Origin of the sequence: Cryobacterium sp. Y50 (genome assembly GCF_002929805.1) — a bacterium.
Taxonomy (GTDB): Bacteria; Actinomycetota; Actinomycetes; order Actinomycetales; family Microbacteriaceae; genus Cryobacterium.
Map to the genome: position 1 here is coordinate 48,612 of NZ_PJJM01000090.1, position 25,739 is coordinate 74,350.

The 25,739-nt window shown below is 64.6% G+C and carries 16 protein-coding genes and 4 pseudogenes; 8 read left to right on the forward strand and 12 right to left on the reverse strand.

The genetic code is table 11. The features are described from left to right. Positions 1 to 13: 13 nt before the first annotated feature. Together CXY73_RS10385 and zapE are read right to left on the reverse strand one after the other, a co-directional pair. Complete coding sequence (locus tag CXY73_RS10385; RefSeq protein WP_104177661.1) at positions 14 to 1,237, reverse strand: ammonium transporter; 1,224 nt, start codon at positions 1,235 to 1,237, stop codon at positions 14 to 16. Between the two features lie 201 nt (positions 1,238 to 1,438). Then, on the reverse strand, positions 1,439 to 2,491 hold the full coding sequence (gene zapE / locus CXY73_RS10390; protein WP_104135025.1) for a cell division protein ZapE: 1,053 nt from the start codon (positions 2,489 to 2,491) through the stop codon (positions 1,439 to 1,441). 159 nt (positions 2,492 to 2,650) lie between these two features. Here zapE and CXY73_RS10395 point away from each other — a divergent pair, with 159 nt between their 5' ends. Both CXY73_RS10395 and CXY73_RS10400 read left to right on the forward strand, forming a co-directional pair. After that, on the forward strand, positions 2,651 to 3,562 hold the full coding sequence (locus CXY73_RS10395) for a sulfurtransferase (RefSeq protein ID WP_104177662.1): 912 nt from the start codon (positions 2,651 to 2,653) through the stop codon (positions 3,560 to 3,562). After that, positions 3,559 to 3,987, forward strand: a complete 429-nt coding sequence (locus tag CXY73_RS10400) for a SufE family protein (RefSeq protein ID WP_104177663.1) — start codon at positions 3,559 to 3,561, stop codon at positions 3,985 to 3,987. The genes CXY73_RS10395 and CXY73_RS10400 overlap by 4 nt, the downstream gene beginning before the upstream one ends. Before the next feature lie 12 nt (positions 3,988 to 3,999). On the opposite strand, the gene CXY73_RS10405 is transcribed toward CXY73_RS10400, so the two are convergent. Then, the gene (locus tag CXY73_RS10405; RefSeq protein WP_146071724.1) at positions 4,000 to 5,217 is read right to left on the reverse strand and encodes a S9 family peptidase; all 1,218 of its coding nucleotides are present in this window, start codon (positions 5,215 to 5,217) and stop codon (positions 4,000 to 4,002) included. Positions 5,218 to 5,332: 115 nt separating this feature from the next. On the opposite strand from CXY73_RS10405, the gene CXY73_RS10410 reads away from it, so the two are divergent. From CXY73_RS10410 to CXY73_RS10425, 4 genes are all read left to right on the forward strand, one after another. Further along, a complete protein-coding gene (locus tag CXY73_RS10410; protein ID WP_104177682.1) occupies positions 5,333 to 5,872 on the forward strand; it encodes a DUF3000 domain-containing protein in 540 nt (179 codons plus the stop codon). A gap of 19 nt (positions 5,873 to 5,891) precedes the next feature. Then, the gene (locus CXY73_RS10415; RefSeq protein ID WP_104135061.1) at positions 5,892 to 7,088 is read left to right on the forward strand and encodes an HRDC domain-containing protein; all 1,197 of its coding nucleotides are present in this window, start codon (positions 5,892 to 5,894) and stop codon (positions 7,086 to 7,088) included. Positions 7,089 to 7,186: 98 nt separating this feature from the next. Continuing rightward, positions 7,187 to 8,392 carry a thiolase family protein gene (locus tag CXY73_RS10420; RefSeq protein WP_104135021.1) on the forward strand — a complete coding sequence of 402 codons (1,206 nt, stop codon included), beginning with the start codon at positions 7,187 to 7,189 and terminating at the stop codon, positions 8,390 to 8,392. Further along, positions 8,389 to 10,569, forward strand: a complete 2,181-nt coding sequence (locus CXY73_RS10425; RefSeq protein WP_104177665.1) for a 3-hydroxyacyl-CoA dehydrogenase NAD-binding domain-containing protein — start codon at positions 8,389 to 8,391, stop codon at positions 10,567 to 10,569. The genes CXY73_RS10420 and CXY73_RS10425 overlap by 4 nt, the downstream gene beginning before the upstream one ends. Before the next feature lie 257 nt (positions 10,570 to 10,826). Here CXY73_RS10425 and CXY73_RS10430 read toward each other — a convergent pair. After that, positions 10,827 to 11,475: pseudogene (locus tag CXY73_RS10430) on the reverse strand (ISAzo13 family transposase); the annotation flags it as partial. Between the two features lie 214 nt (positions 11,476 to 11,689). On the opposite strand from CXY73_RS10430, the gene CXY73_RS10435 reads away from it, so the two are divergent. Both CXY73_RS10435 and CXY73_RS22800 read left to right on the forward strand, forming a co-directional pair. Then, entirely contained in the window at positions 11,690 to 16,696 is a 5,007-nt protein-coding gene (locus CXY73_RS10435; protein WP_104177667.1) for a multicopper oxidase domain-containing protein, read from the forward strand. 177 nt (positions 16,697 to 16,873) lie between these two features. Next, positions 16,874 to 17,450, forward strand: a pseudogene (locus CXY73_RS22800) (hypothetical protein); the annotation flags it as partial. A 259-nt stretch (positions 17,451 to 17,709) separates the two neighbouring features. On the opposite strand, the gene CXY73_RS22310 reads toward CXY73_RS22800, so the two are convergent. The 8 genes and pseudogenes from CXY73_RS22310 to dut all read right to left on the reverse strand — a co-directional run bounded on the left by CXY73_RS22310 (position 17,710) and on the right by dut (position 25,733). Then, on the reverse strand, positions 17,710 to 18,093 hold the full coding sequence (locus tag CXY73_RS22310; protein WP_199184181.1) for a hypothetical protein: 384 nt from the start codon (positions 18,091 to 18,093) through the stop codon (positions 17,710 to 17,712). A 152-nt stretch (positions 18,094 to 18,245) separates the two neighbouring features. After that, positions 18,246 to 18,410, reverse strand: a pseudogene (locus CXY73_RS22805) (hypothetical protein); the annotation flags it as partial. After that, positions 18,407 to 18,561: pseudogene (locus tag CXY73_RS10455) on the reverse strand (ISAzo13 family transposase); the annotation flags it as partial. The pseudogenes CXY73_RS22805 and CXY73_RS10455, both read right to left, overlap by 4 nt. Before the next feature lie 55 nt (positions 18,562 to 18,616). Continuing rightward, a complete protein-coding gene (gene dxs / locus CXY73_RS10460) occupies positions 18,617 to 20,566 on the reverse strand; it encodes a 1-deoxy-D-xylulose-5-phosphate synthase (protein WP_104177668.1) in 1,950 nt (649 codons plus the stop codon). Positions 20,567 to 20,702: 136 nt separating this feature from the next. Further along, positions 20,703 to 23,549 (reverse strand): aconitate hydratase, encoded by a 2,847-nt coding sequence (locus CXY73_RS10465; protein WP_104177669.1) that lies wholly within the window; start codon positions 23,547 to 23,549, stop codon positions 20,703 to 20,705. Between the two features lie 211 nt (positions 23,550 to 23,760). After that, positions 23,761 to 24,603, reverse strand: coding sequence for a DUF3159 domain-containing protein (locus tag CXY73_RS10470; RefSeq protein WP_104134137.1), 843 nt, complete (start codon positions 24,601 to 24,603; stop codon positions 23,761 to 23,763). A gap of 6 nt (positions 24,604 to 24,609) precedes the next feature. Next, complete coding sequence (locus CXY73_RS10475; RefSeq protein WP_104177670.1) at positions 24,610 to 25,239, reverse strand: DUF3710 domain-containing protein; 630 nt, start codon at positions 25,237 to 25,239, stop codon at positions 24,610 to 24,612. After that, on the reverse strand, positions 25,236 to 25,733 hold the full coding sequence (dut, locus tag CXY73_RS10480; RefSeq protein WP_104177671.1) for a dUTP diphosphatase: 498 nt from the start codon (positions 25,731 to 25,733) through the stop codon (positions 25,236 to 25,238). Before dut ends, CXY73_RS10475 begins: the two co-directional genes overlap by 4 nt. Between the last annotated feature and the right edge of the window lie 6 nt (positions 25,734 to 25,739).

The following is a 25,739-nucleotide window of genomic DNA, read 5'->3' on the forward strand; positions in this document are numbered from 1 at the left end:
GGAGTGTCAAAGACTAGACACGCTCGAGGGCGTAGCCAGTTTCGCCATGCACGCTCGTGTCGATTCCGGCCAGTTCGTCTTCGTTCCTGATGCGGAAGCCGATGGTCTTTTCGATCGCGAGACCGAGCAGGTAGGCGATGACGAAGGAGTAGACGAGGACCGAGAAGGCCGCGATGGCCTGAACGGCGAGCTGACCGAAGTTTCCGCCACCGGTGAAAAAACCGGTGTCGATGGCGAATAAGCCGAGGTAAAGCGTCCCGATAATCCCGCCGACAAGGTGGATTCCGACCACGTCGAGCGAGTCGTCAAAGCCGAGCTTGAACTTGAGTTCGACGGCAAGAGCGCAGACGGCACCGGCGACGGCACCGAGCAGCAGGGCCCAGCCGGGCTCGAGGTTGGCGCAGGCCGGGGTGATGGCGACCAATCCGGCAACGGCACCGGAAGCCGCACCGACCGAGGTGGCCTTGCCGTCCTTGAACTTCTCGACCAGCATCCAGGCGAGGATGGCCGCTGCAGTGGCACCGAGGGTGTTGACGACGATGAGGCCGACGTTGGCGAGACCAGTGATCCATTCGGCGCCGGCGTTGAAGCCAAACCAGCCGAACCAAAGGATTGCGGCACCGAGCAGCACTAGCGGAACGTTGTGCGGCTTGGTGATGCCCTTCTGGAAACCGATGCGCTTGCCAAGAACCAGAGCGAGAGCGAGAGCAGCGGCACCGGCGTTGATGTGCACCGCGGTGCCGCCGGCGTAGTCGATGACGCCCGGCAGGCCCATGCTGTCACCGAGGTTGAGGATCCAGCCGCCGCCCCAGACCCAAGCCGCGACCGGGAAGTAGACAAGGGTCGCCCAAACGCCGGCGAAGATCATCCAGGAGCCGAACTTCGCCCGGTCGGCGACCGCACCACTGATCAGCGCGACGGTGATGATCGCGAAGGTGGCCCCGTAGGTGGCGCTGAGGAGACCAACATTGCCACCGACACTCGTCGCGAGCTGACCCAATCCGAAATCGGAGAAGGGGTTTCCGGAGAAAGCCGTTGGACTGCCAGCAACGCTCATGTTGTAGCCATACAAAATCCAGAGCACACTGATGAGCCCGAGAGCCCCAAAGCTCATCATCATCATGCTGATGACGCTCTTGGCCTTGACCAGTCCGCCGTAGAAGAAGGCGACACCCGGTGTCATGAACAACACCAGGGCGGTGGCTGTGATCAGCCAGGCAATGCTTCCGGTATCCATAAAAAAATCCTCACGCGTGTCGAGTGTGTACGGTGTAGCGCGAGGTGAACCGCCTCGGATACGACTCCAGTATCTGAGGCGGCTGTTACAACAAACGTTCCGACGTGTTTCGTACCGGTTACGAGCCTGAGTGATTTGTTAACGTCACGTTTCGCACACAGCAGCTTCATGTCCGGTCAAATTGTTCCGGGTCAATCCGAACTAATCGGTGTGCGGCGGCAACTCTCCGGTGGTGAGGGCGACCATACGCGACTGCGAACGCTGGTATTTCTTGCGGTAGCCACCCGCCATCATTTCGTCGTCGAAGACCTCATTGAGTGGGCGCCCACTCGCGACGATGGGAATTTCAGCGTCGTAGACGCGGTCGATGAAGGCCACGAGGCGGAGGGCATCCGTTTGATCGGTCAGCAGGTACACCCCGCGGATGGCGATGACCTCGACGTCGCGAATGACCTTCACATACTTGGAAGGATGCACGGTACCGAGGTGGCGCATGAGGGCACCGAAGTCGTCTTCGGTAACCTTTGAACCGCGCTGAAGAAGGGTATTGACCAGGTGTTCGCGGGCTTCGGGTTCGACGGAGACTGCCTGGCCGGATACGTTACGACGACGGTAGTCGAGGCCGTCGATGCGCAGGGTCTCGAAGTTGGCGCTCATCGCGGAGATCTCCCGCAGAAAGTCCTGCGCGGCGAACCGTCCCTCGCCGAGCGAGTTGGGCGGGGTGTTCGATGTGGCGGCCACCCGGGTGCCGGTGGCGACGAGTTCGCCGAGCAACCGGGTCATCACCATGGTGTCGCCCGGATCGTCGAGTTCGAACTCGTCGATGCAGATGAGTTTCGCGCTGCGCAGTTCCTTGATGGTTTCCTGGTACCCGAGCGCACCGACCAGTGCGGTGTACTCGATGAAGGTGCCGAAATACTTGGGGCCGGTCGCCGCATGCCAGAGCGCCGCGAGCAGGTGGGTCTTGCCGACGCCAAAGCCGCCATCGAGGTAGATTCCCGGCAGGTCGTCCTTGGCCTGACGGCGGCGGGAGAAGAACCCGGCCGGCCGAGGATTGACAAACTCGATGAGTTTCTCGACCGCGGTCATCTGGGACGGATAGTCATGGTCGGGGCGGTAGTTCTCAAACGAGGCGTGTTCAAACTGGGGAGGCGGCACCAGCTCGGCCACGATTTCGCGACCGGTGATCGTCGGCGTGCGGTCGGCGAGTTGCGGAACCGTGTGCTGTGCCTTCTCGTGGGCCTCTGGTGCCATGCTGAAACGCCCATTCTCGTTCTTCGTGCTGCAAAATGCGCAGTGATACCAAAATGCGTAGTGTGCCGGCACCGCGTAGGTTTAAGTGGTGGGCATCGATAAGCCTAATCCGCGGTCAACCCGACTTGCGAATGCATCCCCGGTCCACCTGGAGGTTACATGTCTGCCCCGTTCGACACGACCGAGAAATTTTCCGCCTACGCGCACCCCTCGAAACTGGTTTCCACACAGTGGCTGGCCCAACACCGGGGCGACGCCGGTCTCGTGGTGGTGGAGTCCGACGAGGACGTGCTGCTCTACGAAGTCGGCCACATTCGCGGTTCGGTCAAGATCGACTGGCATACCGACCTCAACGACAAGGTCAATCGCGACTACATCGACGGTGCCGCCTTCGCCGCTTTGCTGTCGAGTAAGGGCATCGCCCGCGAAAGCACCGTAGTCATCTACGGTGACAAGAGCAACTGGTGGGCCGCCTACGCCCTCTGGGTCTTCACCCTGTTTGGCCACGACGACGTTCGCCTGCTTGATGGTGGCCGCGAGAAATGGCTCGCCGAGGAACGCGAGATGACCACGGATGCCTCAAGCGTCACCCGCACCGACTACCCCGTCGTCGAACGCGACGACGCTCCCATTCGGGCGTTCAAGGACGACGTCCTTGGCCACTTCGGTCAGCCACTCATCGACGTGCGCTCCCCCGAGGAATACAGCGGCGCCCGCACGACGATGCCGGCCTATCCCGAAGAGGGTGCCCTGCGCGGCGGCCACATTCCCTCGGCTGCTTCGGTGCCGTGGGCTCGCGCCGCAGACACGGACTCGACCTTTCGCTCGCGCAGCGAACTCGACGCGATCTATCGGGATGAAGCCGGATTGACCGACGGCGACAACGTGATCGCCTATTGCCGCATCGGCGAACGGTCAAGCCACACCTGGTTTGTGCTGACCTACCTACTCGGCTTCGAGAATGTGCGCAATTACGACGGATCCTGGACCGAGTGGGGCAACGCCGTCGCCGTACCGATCGCCGTCGGCACCGAGCCCGGCGACGCCCCGGCTCCGGCTCCTCGCCGATGACCACGGACCTGCTGGCCGAGATTCGGGAAGATTTTCTCGCCCTCGAGCAGAAGGATCGGCTGCTGTTGCTGCTCGAGTTCGCCAACGAGCTGCCGAAACTTCCACAGAAGTTTCAGGATCACCCCGACCTGCTCGAACGCGTCGTCGAATGCCAGTCGCCGGTTTTCATCTTCGTTGAAGTGGATGCCGATGGCTTGTTCCACCTGCACGCGACGGCTCCGCGCGAGTCACCCACCACCCGCGGCTTCGCGTCGATCCTCGCGCAGGGCCTCGACGGACTGAGCGTAGAGCGGGTGCTGGCCGTTCCCGATGACTACCCGCAGTCGATCGGACTGAACGAGGCTGTCTCACCACTGCGCCTGCGCGGCATGAGCGCCATGCTCGGCCGGGCCAAGCGTCAGGTGCGGGAGCGCGTGGAGGCGTGACCCTCGGCGCGGTCAGCGCTGCGCTAGCCGAGCCAGCCAGCCGGCAATTTCGGCGTTCCACCGGCCAGGGTCGTAGTTCCACAATTTAGTGTGACGCGCCTCGGTGAACGCTACAAAGGTCACCTCGTCGGGCCGCCGGTCGGCGAGGCGGCGCGACCCGGTCGCCGGAACAAAGCCGTCATCGTCGCTGTGCAGTAGCAGAATGGGCCGGTGCAGGTCGCGGGCGCGCGCCACGAAGTCGAGCCGCCCGAAGTCGATCGGCGCTCTGAGTCCGGTCAACCACTGTCCCCGACGTGACCCCATCAGCGCGACTGCTCCGCGGGCGATCTGCCTCGGTAACCGGCGATCGATGGCCTGCGCGGCCACGACGTCGGCCCAGTCGATCACGGGAGATTCCAGCACCATCCCGACGATCAGGGGTGCCTGCGCGCTGCGGGTGAGGGCCTGCAAACAGATCGCTCCCCCCATCGACCAGCCCATCAGCACGACGCTGGTCGCGCCCTGGTCGGCGGCAAAGCTGATGGCCGCATCGACGTCGGCCCACTCCGTGTCGCCCAGCCCGTAGCGCCCGTCGGGGCTAGCCGGGGCGTCTCCGTCGTTGCGGTAGGAGACGAGCAGCGACGTGTAACCGGCCGCCCGAAACACGGGCACCGCCCGCAGCGCCTCCTCTCGGCGCACCGCCCGTCCGTGCACCTGGACCACCCAGCGACCACCGGCGGCTGCGGCATCCGCTGGAATGAGCCAGGCGGGGGCCGGGCCAAGCGCGGTCGGGACGATGACATTTTGCCAGGTAAAGCCGAGATCGTCGGGACCGGTGTAGAGCCAGCCGCTGAACCGGCCGTGCCGGGCCGCCTGGAGGTCGCCGTAGTCCACCGCGAGGATGCGCCGGCTGACGGTTGCGGCCGTTCGCTCGGTGATCGCGCCGACCCGGGCGTGGCCAGTGTCGTTGCCGAAGAAGAAGCTGTAGTCGCCTGGGAGCATCGAATCACGGTGCCGTTGCAGGGTGATCAGGCCGCGTCCGAGGTCGACCGCGAATACCCGCGTGTCATCCTCACGTCTGGTCGGAGGTGTGACGATGGTTTTGGCCATGACCGCGGCGAGAACGGCGCCGGCGGTAAGACCAGCGACGGCCGCGCCGGCGATGGCCATGCCGGTGACAGCCAGCATCGGTCCCAGAATCGACCGTTGTGCAGCGTCTCCGCGCCCGTTTGGGGGCTGTGCCTCGTTCACCTGCACCTCCAACTGGTCGGCGTGCCTCACGGACAACACCCAGAAAAAACTCTAGTCTGCAGACGTGCCCGAAACTGATCAATCGCTGCCCGTCGAATTTGCCGCGGCTTTGTCAATGATTCGTCGCGCCACGAGTCGGGCCGAATTAGTTGTCACCGAGATTTCCGCGCCGGCCCAGCTGGCGCCGTACTCCTTCGCCCTGGCGGCAAATATCACGCCGGTCCGACACGGCAAGGACTCCGAACTCGGAACCGGCCGATTCATTCTGTTGTACGACCCGGATGAGCCAGACGGGTGGAACGGTGCGTTTCGCGTCGTCTGCTTTGCACAGGCGCCGCTCGAGGTAGAAATCGGACTCGATCCCTTTCTGGCGAAGGTCACCTGGGCCTGGCTGGTCGATGCTCTGAACTCCCGCAAGGCCAGGTACACCGCGGCGTCGGGAACGGCGACTAAAATAATCTCGTCAGGCTTTGGCGAACTCGCCAAACAGGGAGATGGCGCGCAGATTGAGCTGCGCGCGTCGTGGACACCCCTGGATCACAATCTCATCGCCCACGTCGAGGGGTGGGGCGAGCTGCTCTGCATGCTCGCCGGACTCCCTCCCGCTGGGGAAGGAGTCAGCATGTTGTCAGCACGCCGAGCAGCCCGTGGCTGAATCGCAATCCAACCAGACCATCGTTGTGCACCGGGTCGTGGATACCCACGAGGCCTACCTGGCCGCCACGGCCGCCCTGGCGGCCGGGAATGGGCCGATCGGGGTCGACGCGGAGCGGGCATCCGGTTTCACCTATTCGCAACGCGCCTATCTCATTCAGATTTACCGTCGCGGCGCCGGAACGTTTCTGTTCGACCCACCGCCGATCGGCGATTTCAGTGAACTGAACGAGGCCCTCGCCGACGTGGAGTGGATTCTGCACGCCGCCAGCCAGGACCTCGCCTGCCTGCGCGAGGTGGGACTTGACCCGGCACACATTTTCGACACCGAGTTGGCTGCCCGACTGCTCGGCATCCCCCGTGTCGGCCTTGGCACCGTGGTGGAAGAGCTGCTCGGCATTCACCTGGCCAAGGAACACTCAGCCGCCAACTGGTCGACCCGGCCGCTGCCGGAATCGTGGCTGGTCTACGCCGCCCTCGACGTGGAGCTGCTGCCCGACCTGCGCGACCGTATGGTCGATCTGTTGGTGGAATCCGACAAGACCGAAATCGCCGATCAGGAATTCGCCGCGACCCTGGCCAAGGAGGCCAAGGCCGCCCGCGTCGACCCGTGGCGACGATTGTCCGGTCTGCACTCGCTGCGCGGCCAGCGCAACCTCGCGGTCGCCCGGGAGCTCTGGCTGGCCCGCGACGAATTCGCCCGTGACGTGGATGTCTCCCCCGGCCGCCTGGTTCCTGACGCCTCCCTGCTCGCCGCGGCCCGGGTGCTCCCCGCGACCCGCCAGGCGCTGTCCGACCTGCGCGAGTTCAACGGGCGAGCGAGTCGCAACGAACTCGACCGCTGGTGGGCCGCCATTCAGCGTGGCCTCGCTACCACCGAGTTGCCGCCGCTCAAGGCGAGCAACGACACCCTCCCGCCACCGCGCGCCTGGGCCGACCGTAACCCCGAGGCAGACGTGCGCTACAAGGCGGCGAGGGCTGCGCTGCAGACCGTCACCGACGAGTTGGCGATTCCCCTGGAGAACCTGCTGACCCCGGACTTTTTGCGTCGGGTGGCATGGACGCCGCCGGAGCCGCCGGATTCGGCATCCGTCGGAGAAGCGCTGACCCAGTTAGGGGCGCGACGCTGGCAAGTTGACGTGACTGCACAATTGATAGCGGATGCTTTTGTAGCAGTTCCACAAATGGCCGATCCCGTGTCGGATCTGGAGTCGTAGGATCCGGCAAACGATTCGGGTGGGAAATTTCGCCGCCGTAGGATCGAAACGACCTGACAGGTCGATTTTGACCTGACCCAACACGTACTGGAGGCATTGTGGCCGAGAGAGCAGAAGTCGTCTTTGTGGACGGGGTCCGAACCCCGTTCGGACGCGCCGGCGAAAAGGGCATGTACTGGAATACCCGAGCCGATGACCTCGTGGTCAAGGCGATCATCGGGTTGATGGAACGCAACCCGGGGGTACCCCCGGAGCGTATTGACGACGTCGCGATCGCTGCCACAACACAGACCGGCGACCAGGGCTTGACCCTCGGTCGCACGGCTGCACTGCTGGCCGGGCTGCCGAAATCGGTGCCCGGATTCGCGATCGACCGCATGTGCGCCGGGGCGATGACCGCGGTGACTATGATGGGGTCCTCGATCGGTTTCGGTGCCTACGACCTCGCCATCGCTGGCGGCGTCGAGCACATGGGTCGTCACCCGATGGGTTTTGGGGCCGACCCGAACCCACGATTCCTCTCCGAGCGGCTCGTCAGCGAAGACGCCCTCAACATGGGAGCGACCGCTGAGCGCATTCACGACCGGTTCCCCGAATACACCAAGGAACGTTCAGACCGGTTCGCGCTGCGCAGCCAGCAGAAGGTCGCCGCGGCCTACGAAGCTGGCACGATTCAGCCCGACCTGATTTCCGTTGCGACCCGCAGCGAATCGGGCTGGGGCCTGGCGACGCGCGACGAAGCGCCGCGCCCGGAGACGACCATGGAGGGACTGGCCGGCCTGCGCACCCCTTTCCGCTCCCACGGACGGGTCACCGCCGGCAACGCCTCTGGGCTCAATGACGGCGCATCTGCGTGCCTGCTGGCCAGCCGCGCCACCGCCGAGGAGCTCGGCCTCGGCGTGAAGATGACCATGACGAGCTTCGCCTTCGCCGGCGTAGAACCGGAGGTCATGGGCCTCGGCCCGATACCCTCGACCGAGAAGGCGCTGCGCAAGGCGGGCCTGTCGATCACCGACATCGGCCTGTTCGAGCTCAATGAAGCCTTCGCTGTGCAGGTCATCTCCTTCCTCGACCACTTCGGCATCGATGACGAGGATCCGCGTGTGAACGAATACGGCGGAGCGATTGCGGTGGGGCATCCGCTTGCCAGCTCGGGCGTTCGCCTGATGAACCAGCTGGCCCACCAGTTCGAGCGCCACCCGGAAGTGCGCTACGGTCTCACCGCCATGTGCATCGGTCTCGGCCAGGGTGGCACCGTGATTTGGGAAAACCCGCACTTCAACAAGAAGGCAGCGAAGCGATGACCGACACGGGCACAATTAATTACGACTCCTTAGACTTCTCCCCGCTGATCGCGATCTCCACTGACGAGGTCGTCACGCACTCTTTTGTGCGCGATGTACCGCTGAGTGCCGACCGCACCCTGGCCCTGGTGACCCTGGACAACGGGCGTGACCACACCCGGCCGAACACGCTTGGCCCGGTCACCCTGCTCGAGTTTGCCGCCACTCTGGACGAGCTGGCAGCTCGCGCCGGGCGGGGCGAGATTCACGGCGTCGCCGTCACCGGCAAGCCGTTCATTCTCGCCGCCGGAGCGGACCTCAGCAAGGTGGCCGAAATCCCCTCGCTCGAGGTCGGCAGGCTGCTCAGCCAGCTCGGCCATCACTCCCTCGGTAAGCTCGACACCCTCGGTGTGCCGTCGTTCGTCTTCATCAACGGACTCGCACTCGGCGGCGGGCTCGAAATTGGCCTGAACGCGGGCTACCGTACGGTGGACGCGGCCGTGCCCGCGATCGCATTGCCCGAGGTCTTTCTCGGCCTGATCCCCGGCTGGGGTGGCTCCTACCTGCTACCCAACCTGATCGGCATCGAGAATGCTTTGAAGATCATCATCGAGAATCCGCTCAAGAACAACCGTACCCTGACCGGAGCGGATGCCCTCGCCCTCGGCGTCGCGGATGTCATGTTCACTTCGGCGCGGTTCCTCGAGGACTCCATCGCCTGGGCCGACGGGGTGATCGCCGGTACGACGAAGGTGTCTCGCCCGAACACCCCCGGCAAGATGGAACGCCTGGTCAAATGGGACGTTGCCATCAATATCGCCCGCAAGATGCTCGTTAACCGCATCGGTGAAGTCGCGAAGTCTCCCGATGTTGCGCTCAATCTGCTGCAAGCGGCCAAGAGCGGTAACCGCGCCGAAGGTTTCCAGCGCGAAGACGAGGCCCTGGCCGGTCTCATCGCCGGCGACCAGCTGCAGGCGAGCATCTACGCCTTCAACCTCGTGCAAAAGCGGGCAAAACGCCCGGCCGGAGCGCCGGACAAGAAGCTCGCCCGACCGATCACCAAGGTCGGCGTGATCGGCGCCGGCCTCATGGCTAGCCAGTTCGCGTTGCTGTTCGTGCGGCGACTCAAGGTGCCCGTCGTCATCACCGACCTCGACCAGGCCCGCGTTGACAAAGGTGTTGCTTACATTCACGGGGAGATCGCGGCCCTCGAGGCTAAGAATCGAATCTCCTCCGACGAGGCCAACCGGCTGCGCGCGCTCGTCACCGGCACGACCGACAAGTCGTTATTCTCCGACGCCGACTGGGTGATCGAGGCCGTCTTCGAAGAGCTCGGCGTCAAGCAGAACGTGTTCGCCGAGATCGAGAAGTTCGTGTCGCCCGAGACGATTCTGGCGACGAACACATCGTCGCTGTCGGTCGAGCAGATCGGGTCGAAGCTTGCGCACCCGGAGCGCCTGGTCGGCTTCCACTTCTTCAACCCGGTCGCGGTTATGCCGCTGATCGAGGTGGTCAACACCCCGCAGACCGACGAGATCACCCTCGCGACCGCCATGGTCATCGCCGGCAAACTGCGCAAGAATGCGGTGATCACCAGGGACACCCCCGGCTTCGTGGTCAACCGTGTACTCGCCAAGCTGCTCGGTGAAGCAATGCACGCCGTTGATACCGGAACGCCCCTCGAAGTCGTGGAGGCCGCTGTGGCGCCGTTCGGGCTGCCGATGAGCCCGTTTGAGCTGCTCGAGCTGGTCGGCCTCACCGTGGGCGCTCACGTGCTCGACACGCACCATGCGGCCTTCCCCGACCGGTTCTTCGAGAGCGACAACCTGCACAAGCTTGCCGCGCACGGCAAAATTCTCGAACGGGACGGTAAGGGACGCCGTACCGGCTTCGACAAGGGTGCACTAAAGATCATCTCCGGCGGCAGCACGCCAATGACCGCCGAGCAGATTCTGCAGCGCGTCGAAGACGGCCTGGTCGATGAAATCAAGCGGATGCTCGACGACGACGTTGTGCATGCGGCCGAGGACATCGACCTGTGCATGATCCTCGGCGCCGGCTGGCCGTTCCAGATGGGCGGGATCACCCCGTACCTCGACCGGGTCGGCGCGAGCGAGCGGGTCTTCGGCGGAACCTTCCACACCCCGGCGATCCGCGGCATCTGTGCTGCCGTCGGGGCGACCTCCGCTCAAAGATAGCGAGAACGGGGCCGGGTCATTGACCGGGCCCACCTTATGGTCGCGGGCCCAGTTTATAAGCTGGGCCCGCGGACGGGGCCCGGGCCCGTCCATGTTCTTAGGGCCTGTAAATCAATAACACGCGTAGTTCAGGGTTGATCTGCTGGGCTTACGGTGTAGTTTCAGTCGCCGTGGAAGTCGTGCCTGGTGAGGTGTTGTGTTTCCAGGTCTGCCATCTCACGGTCGGTGATCTTGATGCCTCTGGGGTACAAAGTGTCGTCGAGTCCGGCGGTGACGGTTAGGCCGGTGCGGGCAGCCATGTCATACACGCCGTAGGGCGTGACCTTGCCGAGTTCCCCCATGAAGTCGTAGACGCTGGTCGCCACCGCCTCACCAGCCGGCCGGTACTCCCGACCAACGTTGCGGAAGTTGCCGACCAGCTCCTTCTTCTTGCCGTCCACACTGATCACCGGCTGCCCGGCCGCGAGGTGCTCTACGGCCGCGGCGTTGATGTAGGCGAACTGGGCATCCCGGTCCGGATAGTGGCCGCCCTCGATCGTCATGGCGTTGCCCTGAAGGCTGAAGTTCTCCTCCCGCAGCAGGCGCGCCACGGTCGGGGCCGACACCGGGCAGCCCGCCTGCGTGAGCTCGTCGGCCAGGTGGCGCAGACTCTTCGTCGTCCACCGCAGCGGCGACTCCGGATCGCCACGCGACTCGGGCTCCACCAGCGCCAGCAGCGCCGCCCTCCCCGGATCGGTCTTGGTCACACTCTTGCGACCACCACCGACCCGCCGGGTCCGCCCCAACGGCTCATCACCGGCGTCCAACTCCCGCACGCCCCCGGTCACCGTAACCCGGCTCACCCCAGCCGCCCGGGCCACTACCGCGACCCCCGCCATGCCCCAGCACCCGAGCCTCAGCGCCCATCAGCAACCGTCGCTGACGCTATTGCCACACCGCCCGGAAGTAGGGTCCTGACTCCCTCATGATCGTTTCTAGCCCAAGGTTTTCCCAAGGTCGGCCGAGCAAGGTTGCCCCGTAGACCTCCACACCCGTGACCAAGCCATTCCGCCCTGATTCGTTCCAGCTCAAAGGTCCGGCTTGACCTCAGCACACCATCAATGCCGTTACAGGGAGACCAATGAACATTTCTATGAGAGCTCGCGTCGGCATGGGAGTGGTGTTCGCCTATGGCGGCACGGCTTGGCTCCACGGGCTTCACGCAGCGTCTGCCCAGCAAGACTGGAGTTCGGGTACCTCAGCGTTGCACTTCCTTCGGGACGGGACATTGTCGCTTTTACTAGTGGTACCGGCCGTCCTGATCGTGTTCGCGGTGATCGCGCGCCTGCGGCCGGCATCTCGGATGATCTCCTTGGCTCGCGCCACGGTCGCGGTCGTCGGCGTCACCACGGCGGTGTTCATGTCAGGTGCGATCGGCCACACGCTGATCTTCCCCTCCGAGCATGCCTCCGCCGCCCACGCGGTTGCCTCAGCTAGCGCACCGGCTGCCCAGGCAGCTCCTGGCGCCAACGTCGCACTTGGTGCTGTCCCGCCCCCTGGCGCGCCAGGTGCCCCAGTCGCTGCCGCGACCAAACCCGGGTTCCACCCACACCAGCCCTCGGCAGCGTGGTTGGCCAAGACGGGCCAAGCCAATGGCTCCGCCGAAGCCGCTGCCGACCCGCACGCTGCGCACAACGGTGCAGCCTCTTCCGCTGGCACTACTGGCGTAGCGGTGGCCGAATCGGCCACGGGCGGCCACATGGAGGCGACCTCGGGTGCTGCACTCTTCGAGCACGGAGCCATCGAGGCCGCTCGCGTGTTCCCGGTGCTTCTGCTCCTCACCCTGGCAGGCCTCATCCTGGGCATGCGCCGAAGCGATGACGTGACCGGTGGGTATGCCCCGACGCCGACACGGCGTGCCCGGCCTGTCATGGCCCCGACACCGGCACGGCGTGCCCGGCCTGTCATGGCCTCGACACCACGCCGCTCTCGCTTGGTCATCGCCGTGGCGGCGGGCGGTGTCGTCCTGATGACGACTTCCGCTCTGATGGGTCCCTCTGCGGCAACAGCCGTCATTGGCGATCCGACCACCCCGGCCAACGGGGTCTGCCCGGCCGGTGCCCGCGCTATAGAGTACGACCTGGCCGCCTTCCAGGTGACCATCCCTCTCAACGGCTGGGGCGACAAGCTGCCCAACGGCCTGATGTATGCCCTCAAGAACACCGACGCAAGGGTGAACAAGGAAAAAATCCTTGCCAACCCCAACCTCACCCAGCCACTCGTCGTGCGCGCCAACGTCGGTGACTGCGTGTCCGTCAAGGTGCGCAACGACATCGCGGGCCGGCGAATCGGCCTGTCCACCCAAGGCCTCGTTCAAGCGGACGTGAAGACCTCTGACGGCGCGCGGGTAGGCCTAAACCCGGACACGACCATCGCCACGGGCACCGAGCGCACCTACACTTGGTACGCCGACCGGGAGGGCGAGGCGCCGTTGTACGACAACGCCAACCTCGACCCGAACGACCCGAAGCACACCACCGTCCAGAACGGCCTGTACGGCGCGGTCGTCGTACACCCGAAGGATTCGACCTGGCACAATCAGATCACCGGGGCCAACCTGCTCACGGGTGGGCGCGCAGTCGAGTCCCAGCTGTTCGCCGACATCCGAGCCGGCGCGGACTCGACCCGTTCGGCCGTCATGATCTTCCTCGACGAGAACGAGGACGTTCTGGACCGGGACGGGAAACAACCGACCTTCCCGACGACCGGGCTGAAGGACTCGACCTTCGGCATCAACTACCGCTCGGAGCCGCTGCGCAACCGGCTGCGGGCCATCCTCGAGCACCGTGGGACCGTCACTCCGGAGAACCCGGGTGGCGTGGCCAAGACCATCACGCTCCCCAACGGCAAGACTTATGCCCCAAGCGACAACTTCTGCAACGGCTACGTGCCCGAGCTCGACAAGGTCGTCGACGACCCCGGCGCCAAATGCATGGGAGAAGAGTCCCACCTGCAGTCATGGGTCTTCGGCGACGAGGGCAAGCTGACCCGAACCGTCGACGGCGTGAAGGTGACCGATTCGGACAACCTGATCCCGAAGGCGTACGTCGGTGACCCGCTGAAGTTCCACGTCGTCCACCCGGGCGCCAAGGAGACCCACCCATGGCACCAGCACACCCAGCGCTGGAACGCCGACCCGAAGAACCCGAAGTCACCGCTTAATGACGTCCAGTCGTTTGGCCCCCACGAGGCTCGGGAGCTGAAGATCGAGGGAGGTGCCGGCGGCACTCAGCGCACGGTTGGTGACACGATCTTCCACTGCCACCTCTACCCGCACTTCGCCCAGGGTTTCTGGGGCCACCTGCGGATCTTCGACAAGTTGCGCGACGGCACGGCCCAGTATGCCGACGGCACGCCCCTGGAGGCACTGCAGGAGCTGCCGAACCGGGCAGGCGCCACGGCGGCCCCAACCGCAGCACAGCCCGGTTTCCCACTGTTTGTCAAGGGTGACGTCGGCCAGCGTGCCTACCGTCCGCCGAACGCGGTGGTCAAAGACACCTTCGCTGCTATCCGTCGCCCCGGCGACGCCCCCCGTGGCCCGAACGCGCTTGAGGCTGCAGGAATGCCTGCTCTTGACCCGGCCAAGCCCGGCAACGGCTACGTCGACCCATGCCCGACAACTGCACCAACACGGGTCTACCGGCCACACGTCATCGACACCCCGATCACCTACAACTCCGCGGGCTGGAAGGACAGGCAGGGAAGGGTCTACGTGGAGGAATCCGATGCGGTCGCTGTACGGACAGGACAGAAGGCACCCGAGCCGTACACCATTCGGTCCAGGGTTGGTGAGTGCGTTCAGCTGTTCACCACCAACGACCTGCACCTCGACGAGAATCCCAACGTCCCCCTCGACCACGTGAACCGCCTCGACGGTGATTACATGGCCACCGAGGAGACGTCCGAGGTCTCGACACACGTACACCTGGTCAAGTTCGACGAGCTTGCCTCCGACGGCACCAGCGTAGGCTGGAACTACAGCTCCTCGGCAATGCCTGGCCAGACCTACGGCTACCGGTGGTTCGTGGACACAGCGTTGCGGACGACCTTCTTCCACGACCATCAGTACGCCAATCTACACCAGCAGAAGGGCCTCTATGCCGCGATGAACGTCGAGCCCGCTGACGCCACGTGGCACGATCCGAAGACTGGTGCTGCGACGAACGGAGTCGGCCCTATGGCCGATATCCGCTCAGCCAGCGGCCCGGACTTCCGGGAAATGACCATCTTCTACTCCGACCGAACGCCCATGTGGAAGGATAACGGCACTGGTCCACCGATCAACCCACCTTCGGCACCGGACAACTACGGCCAAGACCAGGGCGGCTACTCGATCAACTACAAGAACGCCCCGTTCCAGATCCGGACGAAACCCGGGGTTACCGGCGCTAAGGGCGACCCCGCGTACACCTACTCATCCGCGGTCAACGGCGATCCCGATACGCCGCTCCTGAGGGCGTACTCGAAGGACCCTGTGGTCATCCGCAACGTGGCTGGCTCCCACGAGGAGATGCACGAGTTCAACCTTCACGGTCACCGTTGGCTGAATGAGCCGGACAACCCCCTGTCTCGGACGGTCGACACCCAGACCCTCTCGCTCGCGGAGTATTTCAACTACGAGCTGCAGGGCTCGCAGGTGGTCAAGACCAACCCCGGTGCTGCAGCAACAGTCGCCAAAGCCTCAAACAGCGTCGCCAACGGCACCCCGTCGATCCTGCAGGACGGCGCCGGTTCCCCCGGTGACTACCTTTATGGGTCCCCGTTGCTTGAGGACCAGTGGATGGGGATGTGGGGTCTGTTCCGGGTCCCCAAGAACGCGGTCTCCGACCTCCAACCGCTGCCCGACCGGGCAGCTCCTGGAATTGGCAACGCGTGGCCAGCCCTTAAGCCCGGTGACGCGCTCAAGGTTGCCCCAACAGGATCGCTGGGTTCGGTCACCCCGTGCCCGACAGGGTCAAGGGCGGTCGCTGTCAACGTGTCGGCCATCGCCAAGGACATCGTGTACAACGTGAAGTCAGGTGACCACGACCCGTACGGCACGATGTTCGTGCGGAGCGAGGATGTGACTAAGGTTCGCACGGGTGCCATGAAGACCGAGCCCCTGGTGATCCGAGCAAATGTGGGTGACTGCGTCACGGTGACGCTCAAGAACGAGCTGCCGAAGACGCCCGAAGCGCACACCGGTGACCTACCGTTGCCTGCGGACGTGACGAACTTCCCACGTTCCAACCGGGTGTCCATGCACCCAAACCTGTTGACCTACAATGTCATTGACTCCGACGGGGCCACGGTCGGGTACAACTACGACCAGACCGTAGCGCCAGGAGTTACGACAAAGTACACGTGGTATGCCCATGCCGCGGTCGAGGACGGCGCAGCGAACCTGCTCGACTTCGCTGACCGGCGTGGGAGTCGCCACCACGGGTCCTACGGGTCGCTGTTGATCGAGCCAAAGGGCTCGACATACGTCAACCCCAACTCCGGAGTTGCGATCACCTCGGGCGCACAGGCCAACGTCACCTACACCGACGCCGCCGGCGTCAAACGCAGCTTCCGCGAGGCTGTGCTCAACTGGGTCGACGGTCTGATCCTGCGAGACAAGGCCGGGGCCATCCTCCCCTACCCAGCGGAGGGCGAACCCAGCGACCAGGGGCACCGGGGCATCAACTTCACGACCGAACGTTTCGCCCCTCGCCTGGCGAAGGACCCAGAGGTGGCCAACGTCATGTCGTCGGTGGTGCACGGCGACCCGGCCACACCGCTCGTGCGGGCCTATGTCGGAGACGAGACGCACCTGCGGCTCGTATCGGGTGGTGACCGCGACCGGCCACACACCTTCAGCCTGAACGGGCACGGGTGGCGCTACCAGCCAAGCGACCCGAACGCGATGATCAAGACAGCTGAGGGCGGTCTGCTCACAGGCAACGCCTTCAACTACAACCTGCTCGGTGGGGCCGGTGGACTCCAGAAGCTTCCTGGGGACTACCTTTACCGGGACGGCGGTCTGGAGAACCAGGTCAACCAGGGCCTGTGGGGCATCTTCAGGGTGGAGGACTCGCCCAAGGCGGACCTTAAGCCTCTCCAGTAGTCCATCCATTGTGAGAACAGCTTGAGAACGTGAGCCGGCGGCACCTCGCGTGCCGCCGGCTCACGCGCGTTGCTGGGCGCGCTGGACCCAGGAGTGCCACCGAGTGGGGCTCGCGGGCCGGATATCCTGAACCTCGTGTTCTCAGCGCGTGCGCCGCATCCCGCGCGACCAGAACCTGTGAGCCCACGAAAGTCCCGTCGGCGTCCGTCCCGGCGCAGGCCGAGCGAGGTACCGCCGGCGCGGTCAGCCCGTATCGCGCGCCGTCTCACCGCGGTTCCCAGAAGCAGCTATCCCGACGACCTGCCGGTCGCTGCCCGCAGGGACGAAATCGCCGCGGCCATCCGAGACCATCAGGTCGTCATCGCCGCCAGGTCGGTGGCCGAGCGCACCGCGCAGGAGCTGGACACCGAGCTGGGGACTGCGGTGGGTTATCCAGGTGCGCTTCACCGATCACTCCAGTGTCAACACCCTGGTCAAGGTGATGACCGATGGCATCCGGCTGTACTCCCAGGAGGATTTCAAGGCTCGATCGGAGTTCACCGACCCCGAGATCCTGCTCACCAACCTGGCGTCGGTCATGGTACAGATGACCTCCCTGGGCCTAAGTGACATCGCAGGTGCTCGGACCACCGACTCGCGCAAGCGGCTCACGGCATACGGTCGCAATATCGCGGCGCTGCCCCTCGACTTGTGCCTGGCCCGGATGGTCCTGGAGGCCGGAGGCAATGGCGCGCTTCGCGAGGTACTCATCATGACGCGGCGGCAGAAACGGTGAGCAGCAAGAGCAGAGCCAGGGCGGCGACCCCTGCGATAGGGGATACCTTCGGGCGGGCTGTGCCAACGGAGGCTGCCGGTCTGTCCGGTTCTTCCACTGTGCTGAGGTTGGGCCCTGTTGGGGCTGGGTGGTCAGGTAGTTGCTGGGCTTGGTGGACCGCAGGCCGCGTTGAAGAGCCCTTCCCAGCTGTCCTGCCAGGGCCAAGTGAGGCAGGTGGAAGACCGGCCTCCTGGCGGACCTAGCGAGGCGGCCCGGGGCCGCGATCATCCACCGCACGTCGTCCGGCGTACAGTCCGGTGACGTCACCGTGCACGGTGACGCCGGTCGGGAGCGAGGGCAGACCAAGCAGCCGCTCGATCCCACTCCGCGGGCAAGAGTGGATGTTCAACCGGTCCGGCTGCACTACTGAGTTAGAGAGGTCCGTCAGTTCCAGGTGAACCCCGTCCGGGTCACTGAAGAAGAGCATCGCGATACCGAAACCGTCGAGGTCCGTGACCCGGCCGTGCTTGGTTCCCGCTCCGAGTCGCAACAGCGAGGGGGCGGGCAGGCGCCCGGCGCCGCCCAGCCCAGGGCTCTTGATCTCATAGAGGTGAATCCGGCAAGTGGGTTTTCCGTTATACATGTTATCCATTTCACGGCCCGAGGAGGGCGGCCCCCTACTGCTCGGGGTCGGTGGCCGCCAGCACCACAACGGGTGTGGCAGCGGCACCGCCCGCGGGCGCTTAGGGCCCGTAAATCAAAGACACGCGTAACTCGGCATCTCACGTGCTGAGATCACCTTTGTTGGGCGAACTTTCCTGGGCTCACGCTGTAGTTCCACTCGCCATGGAAGTCGTGCCTGGTCAGGTGCTGGGTTTCCAGATCTGCCATTTCGCGGTCGGTGATCTTGATGCCTTTGGGGTAGATGCTCCCGTCGAGCTCGGCAGTGACGGTCTCACCCCAGCCGCCCGGGCCACCGCCGCGACCCCGCCACGACCAGCACGCGAGCCTCAGCCCCCATCAGCAACCGTCGCTGACGCTCATCAAGATGCGGGAACAACGCGGCGAACTTGACTGCCAGCGACTCTTCGACCTCCACGGGAACCGACACAGCACTGCCATGGCACCCCAAACGGCATGCGTCTAGGTTATTTACTTACGAGCCCTTAGTCGCGGCGGGTTACCTGGATAGCGCCGGTGTCGGTATGGTCGGCGGGCAAGGGGCGGGCGTTCGGAATCTTACTGCCGAGCACCATAGCGACCACGTCGCGGGCGATCGCCTGCGGGGTGAGGCCGACGCGCTCCAGGATCTGGGCGCGGGTGCCGTGGTCGAGGAACTGGTCGGGCAGGCCGAGTTCGGTCACCGCGGTGTCCACACCGGCTTCCCGCAGGTCCTGCCGGATACGGGTACCGATTCCGCCGACCCGAATGCCGTCTTCGATCGTGACCACGATGCGGTGGGCGGCGGCGAGGGTGATGATGCTGCGCGGCACCGGCACGACCCAGCGCGGATCGACGACCGTCGCTCCAATGCCCTGCGCGGCGAGCCGGTCAGCCACGTCGAGTCCGATCGCGGCCATGGGACCAACCGTGACAATCAGCACATCCTGTTGGGTCGCTTCCTGCAGCACGTCGACGCCATCGTCGAGGCGGCGGATGGCCTCGAGCTGCAGGCCGACGGTGCCCTTGGGATAGCGCAAGACCGTGGGGCCGTCCTCGACGGCGACGGCCTCAGCCAGTTCTTCGCGCAGGCGCACGGAGTCCCGCGGCGCGGCCAGACGAATGTTGGGGACGACCTGCAGAATGGCAAGGTCCCACATACCGTGATGGCTTGGGCCATCCGGACCGGTGACGCCGGCGCGGTCGAGCACGAAGGTGACGCCGGCTTTGTGCAGGGCCACATCCATCAGCACCTGGTCGAAAGCCCGGTTGATGAAGGTGGCATAGAGGGCCACAACCGGGTGCAGGCCGCCGAAGGCCAGCCCGGCGGCGCTCGTCACGGCGTGCTGTTCGGCGATGCCCACGTCGTGCACGCGAGCCGGAAAACGTTCGGCCATCTTGTGCAGCCCGGTCGGGCGCAGCATGGCGGCGGTGATACCGACGATCCGCTCGTTCTCGGTGGCCAGTCGCAACAATTCGTCGGCAAAGACCGAGGTCCAGGATGCCGCGCCCGGCCCTTCGACGGATTCGCCGGTTTCCGGGTCGATCTGCCCGACCGCGTGGAACTGGTCGGCCGTGTCTTGCACGGCCGGGTCGTAGCCCTTGCCTTTCTGGGTGATGGCGTGCACAATGACCGGCGCGCCGTAGCCCTTGGCTTGAGTGAGGGCCTCCTCCATAGCGTGCACGTCGTGCCCGTCAATGGGACCGATGTACTTGATGTCGAGGTTGGAGTAGAGCGCTTCGTTGTTGGTGACCTTGCTGAGGAACCCGTGCAGGCCGCCGCGTACCCCGCGATACATTGCCCGACCGGGTGCGCCGAGTTTGTCGAACACCTTCTGACTGGTCAGGTAGGCATCGCGGTAGGCCGCGCGGGTGCGCACCGTGTTCAGGAAGCGCGCCATACCGCCGATCGTCGGCGCGTAGGATCGGCCGTTGTCGTTGACCACGATGATGAGTCGACGCGTGTTGTCGTCGCTGATGTTATTGAGGGCTTCCCAGGTCATGCCGCCGGTCAGCGCGCCGTCGCCCACGACGGCGACCACGTGCCGGTCGGTCTGGCCAGTCATCTCGAAGGCTCGGGAGATACCGTCGGCCCAGGACAGTGAGCTGGAGGCGTGCGAGCTTTCGACGATGTCGTGCTCCGACTCTGAACGTTGCGGATAGCCGGCGAGACCGTCGAACGAACGCAGCTTGCTGAAGTCCTGACGGCCGGTGAGGAGCTTGTGCACGTAGGACTGGTGGCCGGTATCGAAGACGATCGCGTCGGTCGGTGAATGGAACACCCGGTGGATGGCGATGGTTAGTTCGACGACGCCGAGGTTCGGCCCGAGGTGTCCGCCGGTCTTCGAAACCTCGCGCACCAGAAACCGTCGAATATCGGCGGCTAGCTGTGGCAGCTGCTCTTTCGAAAGACCATCGAGGTCCCGCGGACCGTGAATCCTCTCCAGAAGGATCATCCGTCATACCTTTCATGCTGCTATACAAAACAGTGCTATACGGATCAAGCCAAACCGGCGCGCAGACCCGAGTGAATCGAGTCTACGCGCCGGTGTCGTGCTGGTAGAGCGAGGTGCTGGCAGCGCCCTGGTTCGCTCAGACGAGCGAACGCAGTACGTACTGCAGGATGCCGCCGTTGCGGTAGTACTCGGCTTCACCCGGGGTGTCGATGCGCACGATAGCGTCAAACTCGATCGGTGCCTTGCCGGCGGCCGAGAATTCACTCGGAACGCAGGTCACGCGCACGGTCTTCGGCGTGGTGCCGTTGTTCAGCGCGGTGATGCCGGAGATCGAGACGATCTCGGTGCCATCGAGACCGAGCGAGTCGGCAGTTTCGCCGATCGGAAACTGCAGGGGCACAACGCCCATGCCGATGAGGTTCGAGCGGTGGATGCGCTCGAAGCTCTCAACGATGACAGCCTTGATCCCGAGAAGACTCGTGCCCTTGGCTGCCCAGTCCCGGCTGGAACCCGAACCGTACTCCTTGCCTCCGAAGATGACGAGCGGGGTACCGGCCGCCTGGTAGTTCTGGCTGGCATCGTAGATATCAGCCTGCGGGCCGCTCGCGACGGTGAAGTCGCGGGTGAAGCCACCCTCGACGTTGTCGAGGAGCTGGTTGCGCAGACGGATGTTCGCGAAGGTTCCCCGAATCATGACCTCGTGGTTGCCACGGCGCGAGCCGTAGGAGTTGTAGTCTCCACGGGCGATGCCGTGCTCGGCCAGATAGCGGCCGGCGGGGCCATCCGCTTTGATCGAACCGGCAGGGCTGATGTGGTCGGTGGTGACCGAGTCGCCGAGCTTGGCGAGCACGCGAGCACCACTGATGTCGACGACCGGGCTGGTCTCGAGCGTCATACCGTCGAAGTACGGGGGCTTGCGCACGTAGGTACTCTCGGCGTCCCAGGCGAAGGTATCGCCGATGGGGGTGTGCAGGGACTTCCAGCGGTCGTCACCCTCGAAGACACCGGCGTACTGCGTCTCGAACATGTTGGAGTCGATCGACTCGTCGATGGTCTTCTGCACCTCGTCGGCGTCGGGCCAGATGTCCTTGAGGAACACGTCGTTGCCCTCGGTGTCCCTGCCGAGCGAATCGGTGTCGAAGTCGAAGTTCATCGTGCCGGCGAGGGCATAAGCGATGACCAGCGGCGGGCTCGCGAGGTAGTTCATCTTCACGTCGGGGTTGATGCGTCCCTCGAAGTTGCGGTTGCCGGAGAGCACTGCGGTGACGGCGAGGTCGTTGTCCTGCACGGCCGAGGAGATTTCGTCTTCGAGCGGGCCGGAGTTACCGATGCAGGTGGTGCAGCCGTAGCCGACGAGGTAGAAGCCGAGGTCTTCGAGGTACCCGTTGAGACCGGCCTTCGCGTAGTACTCGGTGACGACCTTGGAGCCGGGTGCGAGGGTGGTCTTGACCCACGGCTTGCTCTTGAGTCCCTTGAGGCTCGCGTTGCGGGCCAGCAGACCGGCCGCGAGCATGACGCTCGGGTTGGACGTGTTGGTGCACGAGGTGATGGCCGCGATGGCTACCGAACCGTTGTCGATCGTGAACTCGCGACCGTCCGAAAGTTTCACGTCGGTAGGCTGCGGGTGCGACTTCGTCGGGTGGCTGGTGTGGCGCACCAGACTGCTCTGATAGGCGTGCTCGTGCGCGGTCTCTTCATCCTGCGAGGTGAGGCCGAGCGGGTCAGAGGCGGGGAACGTACCCTCTATTGCAGCATCCACCAGGGAGACGGGGGCGTTGGTGTAGTTATCTAGGTCGCGCTCGAACTGCGACTTCGACTCGGAGAGGATGATGCGGTCCTGCGGGCGCTTCGGTCCGGCGATGGAGGGAACGACCGTGGAGAGGTCCAGCTCGAGATACTCGCTGAAGTTGGGGACCTTGTCAGGGTTGTGCCAGAGGCCCTGCAGCTTCGAGTAGGCCTCGACCAGGGCGACCTGCTCTTCGCTGCGACCGGTGAGGCGCAGGTAGCCGAGGGTGACATCGTCGATCGGGAACATGGCAGCCGTCGAACCGAACTCGGGGCTCATGTTACCGATGGTCGCGCGGTTGGCGAGCGGCACGGAGGCGACACCGGCACCATAGAATTCGACGAATTTGCCGACCACGCCGTGCTTGCGAAGCATCTGCGTGATGGTGAGCACGACATCCGTTGCGGTGACGCCGGCCGGGATGATGCCGGAGAGTTTGAAGCCGACAACCTTGGGAATGAGCATGGAGACCGACTGGCCGAGCATGGCCGCTTCGGCTTCGATTCCGCCGACGCCCCAGCCGAGCACGCCGAGCCCGTTGACCATGGTGGTGTGCGAGTCGGTGCCGACGCAGGTGTCTGGATACGCCTGCAGAACGCCGTTGACCTCTCGCGTCATGGTGACGCGGGCGAGGTACTCGATGTTGACCTGGTGCACGATTCCGGTTCCCGGAGGAACGACCTTGAAGTCGTCGAACGCGGTCTGGCCCCAGCGGAGGAACTGGTAGCGCTCACCGTTGCGCTCGTATTCGATCTCGACGTTGCGCTCGAACGAGTCGGTCGTGCCGAACAGGTCGGCGACAACGGAGTGGTCGATGACCATTTCGGTCGGGGCGAGCGGGTTGATCTTTTTTGCATCGCCGCCGAGGTCGACGAGGGCTTCACGCATGGTGGCGAGGTCGACGATGCAGGGAACGCCGGTGAAGTCTTGCATGACGACGCGAGCCGGCGTGTACTGGATCTCGGTGTCGGGTTCCGCGGTGGGAACCCACGAGCCGAGGGCACGAATATGCTCGGCGGTGATGTTGGCTCCATCTTCGGTGCGGAGGAGGTTCTCCAGCAGCACCTTCAGGCTGTATGGCAATTTGTCGTAACCGTCGACCGCGTCCAGACGAAAGACTTCATAGTCTGTCGAACCAACGCGCAGGGTGTCTTTGGCTCCGAAGCTATTTACCGCGGTACTTTTTGAATCCGACACAGTGCCCTCTCCGTTGTAGGAGCCGACGGGAAACCGGCGGCAATCCTCAATTCTTGTGACAGGCACAACCTCGTGCCAGCAAGGCAAGCCTTACCAGCGGATGCCGGGAGCTGCCTTTTTCCATCGAGTTGCTCCGACGAGTGCTCGTCGGTCAACTATCTTGACGTCAAGATAACTCTAGCAGTGCACCCATGCCGGCTGAGGTCGATTCTCAGACCGCGTCGGCGGCATCCGCTTTGCGATAAACGGAACGCACCATGAGCCAGGACACGACGAGCAGCGGTGCGTAGAGCGGAATGCCCATGAGCAGCTTCATCGAGGCGAGCAGTTCGACGTTATTGGCGAGGTAGAGCGGCAGCTGCACAGCGAGGCGGGCAAGAAACAGGCCGGTCCAGCACAGAGTGAGAATGGTCAGCACGCGGCGCTTGCTGGCGTCGAGGCGCCAGGCGACGCCGTCACCCATAAGAAACCCGACGGCGACGCCGATCAGCGGCCAGCGCACGAGCACGGAGACGAGCAGGACGGCGCCGTAGCCGGCGTTGGTCCACAGGCCGACCAGGAAAAAATCGGAGGGCTTGCCGGAGAACAGTGCCAGCGCGACGCTGATCGCGGTGCCGACCAGTCCCCCGAGCGCCGGCGTCGTCGTCTGCCTGGTGATCGCGCGCAGGGCGACGAAGATCACGCCGATGACCAGCGGAGCGACGAGTGAGGGAAGCAGTGTGCCGATCGGGTCACTCGTCACATCTGTCGACGGGTCGATGGTCAGTGTATAGGTGACCAGAAAGACCAAGCCGGGCAATACAGCCTCGATCAGTCCGCGGATGCCGCCCATCGCCTTTAATAGGGCCTGGCCGCTGATCGGCTCCGCTTCGGTCGCCGCGCCGAATCCAGCTCGGCGGGCTGCCCCGGCCATCGACTCGGCGAACAAGGCTGACGCGGTCTGCGCCTGCTCCGGCGTCGGAGCGGGTGCCGGCGCCGCTTCTGGCGTCGGCACCGGATTGTGCGCTTCATCGCGCTGGCCCTGCTGGCCGTTCTGACCGGGGGTGTCGCTCATGGCTCGTTAGACCGTGGCGGTCTCGGTCGCGCCGGTGGGCGAGGCGGGCATGCGCAGCGGAATCAGATCACGCGGCGGCATCGGGGTTCCCCCGCGCACGACGACGATACTGCGGAACAGATCTTCAATCTGGGCTGCGGCATTCGGATCGATGGCGCCCTCGCCCGCGATCACGCCACGGAGGAACCAGCGTGGGCCGTCGACGCCGATGAAACGGGCCAGGCGGGTGACACCGCCGGCTTCCTGACCGGCCGCAACCGGAATCTCGGCGACGAGTTCTGGGCCGAACGGGCCCTCGCGTGGTGTCGTGGTACCACCCTGCTTGCCTATCTGGTCGGCGATCTGATCGCGAATCTCATGCCACAAGCCGCTCGACCGCGGAGCGGCGAACGGCTGCACCTGCAGCGTCGACCCGGCGAAGTCGAGACCGATGGCAACGACGCGCTTGCTGCCCTCTTCAATTTCGAGGCGCAGGTGCAGGCCTTCCCGCGGCAGAATCTTGATGCCGCCGAGGTCGACGTATGGCCGCACCGGGTTGGCTTCGGACTCGTCGAACGGGCCATCGCTCTCACGGTTCTCTGGTGCCGATTTGGCATGGGGTTGTGGGAAATCCCCGGGGGTCGTGATGTCAGTCACCGATTTTCTCCTGTCTGCGGGGCAGTATTGCTCGACATTGGCGCACCTTCTATTGGAGTAGCTTCTATGCCCGTTGAACCGAAGCCGCCCTCGCCGCGGTGGCTGCCGGGTAGTCGGTCCACAGCGATGAAGGTGGCCCGGGCAACGGGCATCACAATGAGTTGGGCGATGCGGTCGCCGATGTTGATCGTGAACGACTCGTTCTGGTCAGTATTGAGCAGGGCCACCTTGATTTCGCCGCGGTAGCCGGCATCCACTGTTCCCGGGGAATTCACGATGGTGATGCCGCGCTTGGAAGCCAGGCCGCTACGCGGAACGACAAAGGCGGCAAAACCATCTGGCAACGCGATCGACACGCCGGTGCCGACAAGTGCACGGTTACCGGGAGCGAGCACGACAGCCTCGGCCGAATGCAGATCAGCCCCGGCATCACCGGGATGTGCATAGTTCGGGAGGATGGATGCTTGGATCAGTACTTCGACGCTTTCTGCCACGTGTCG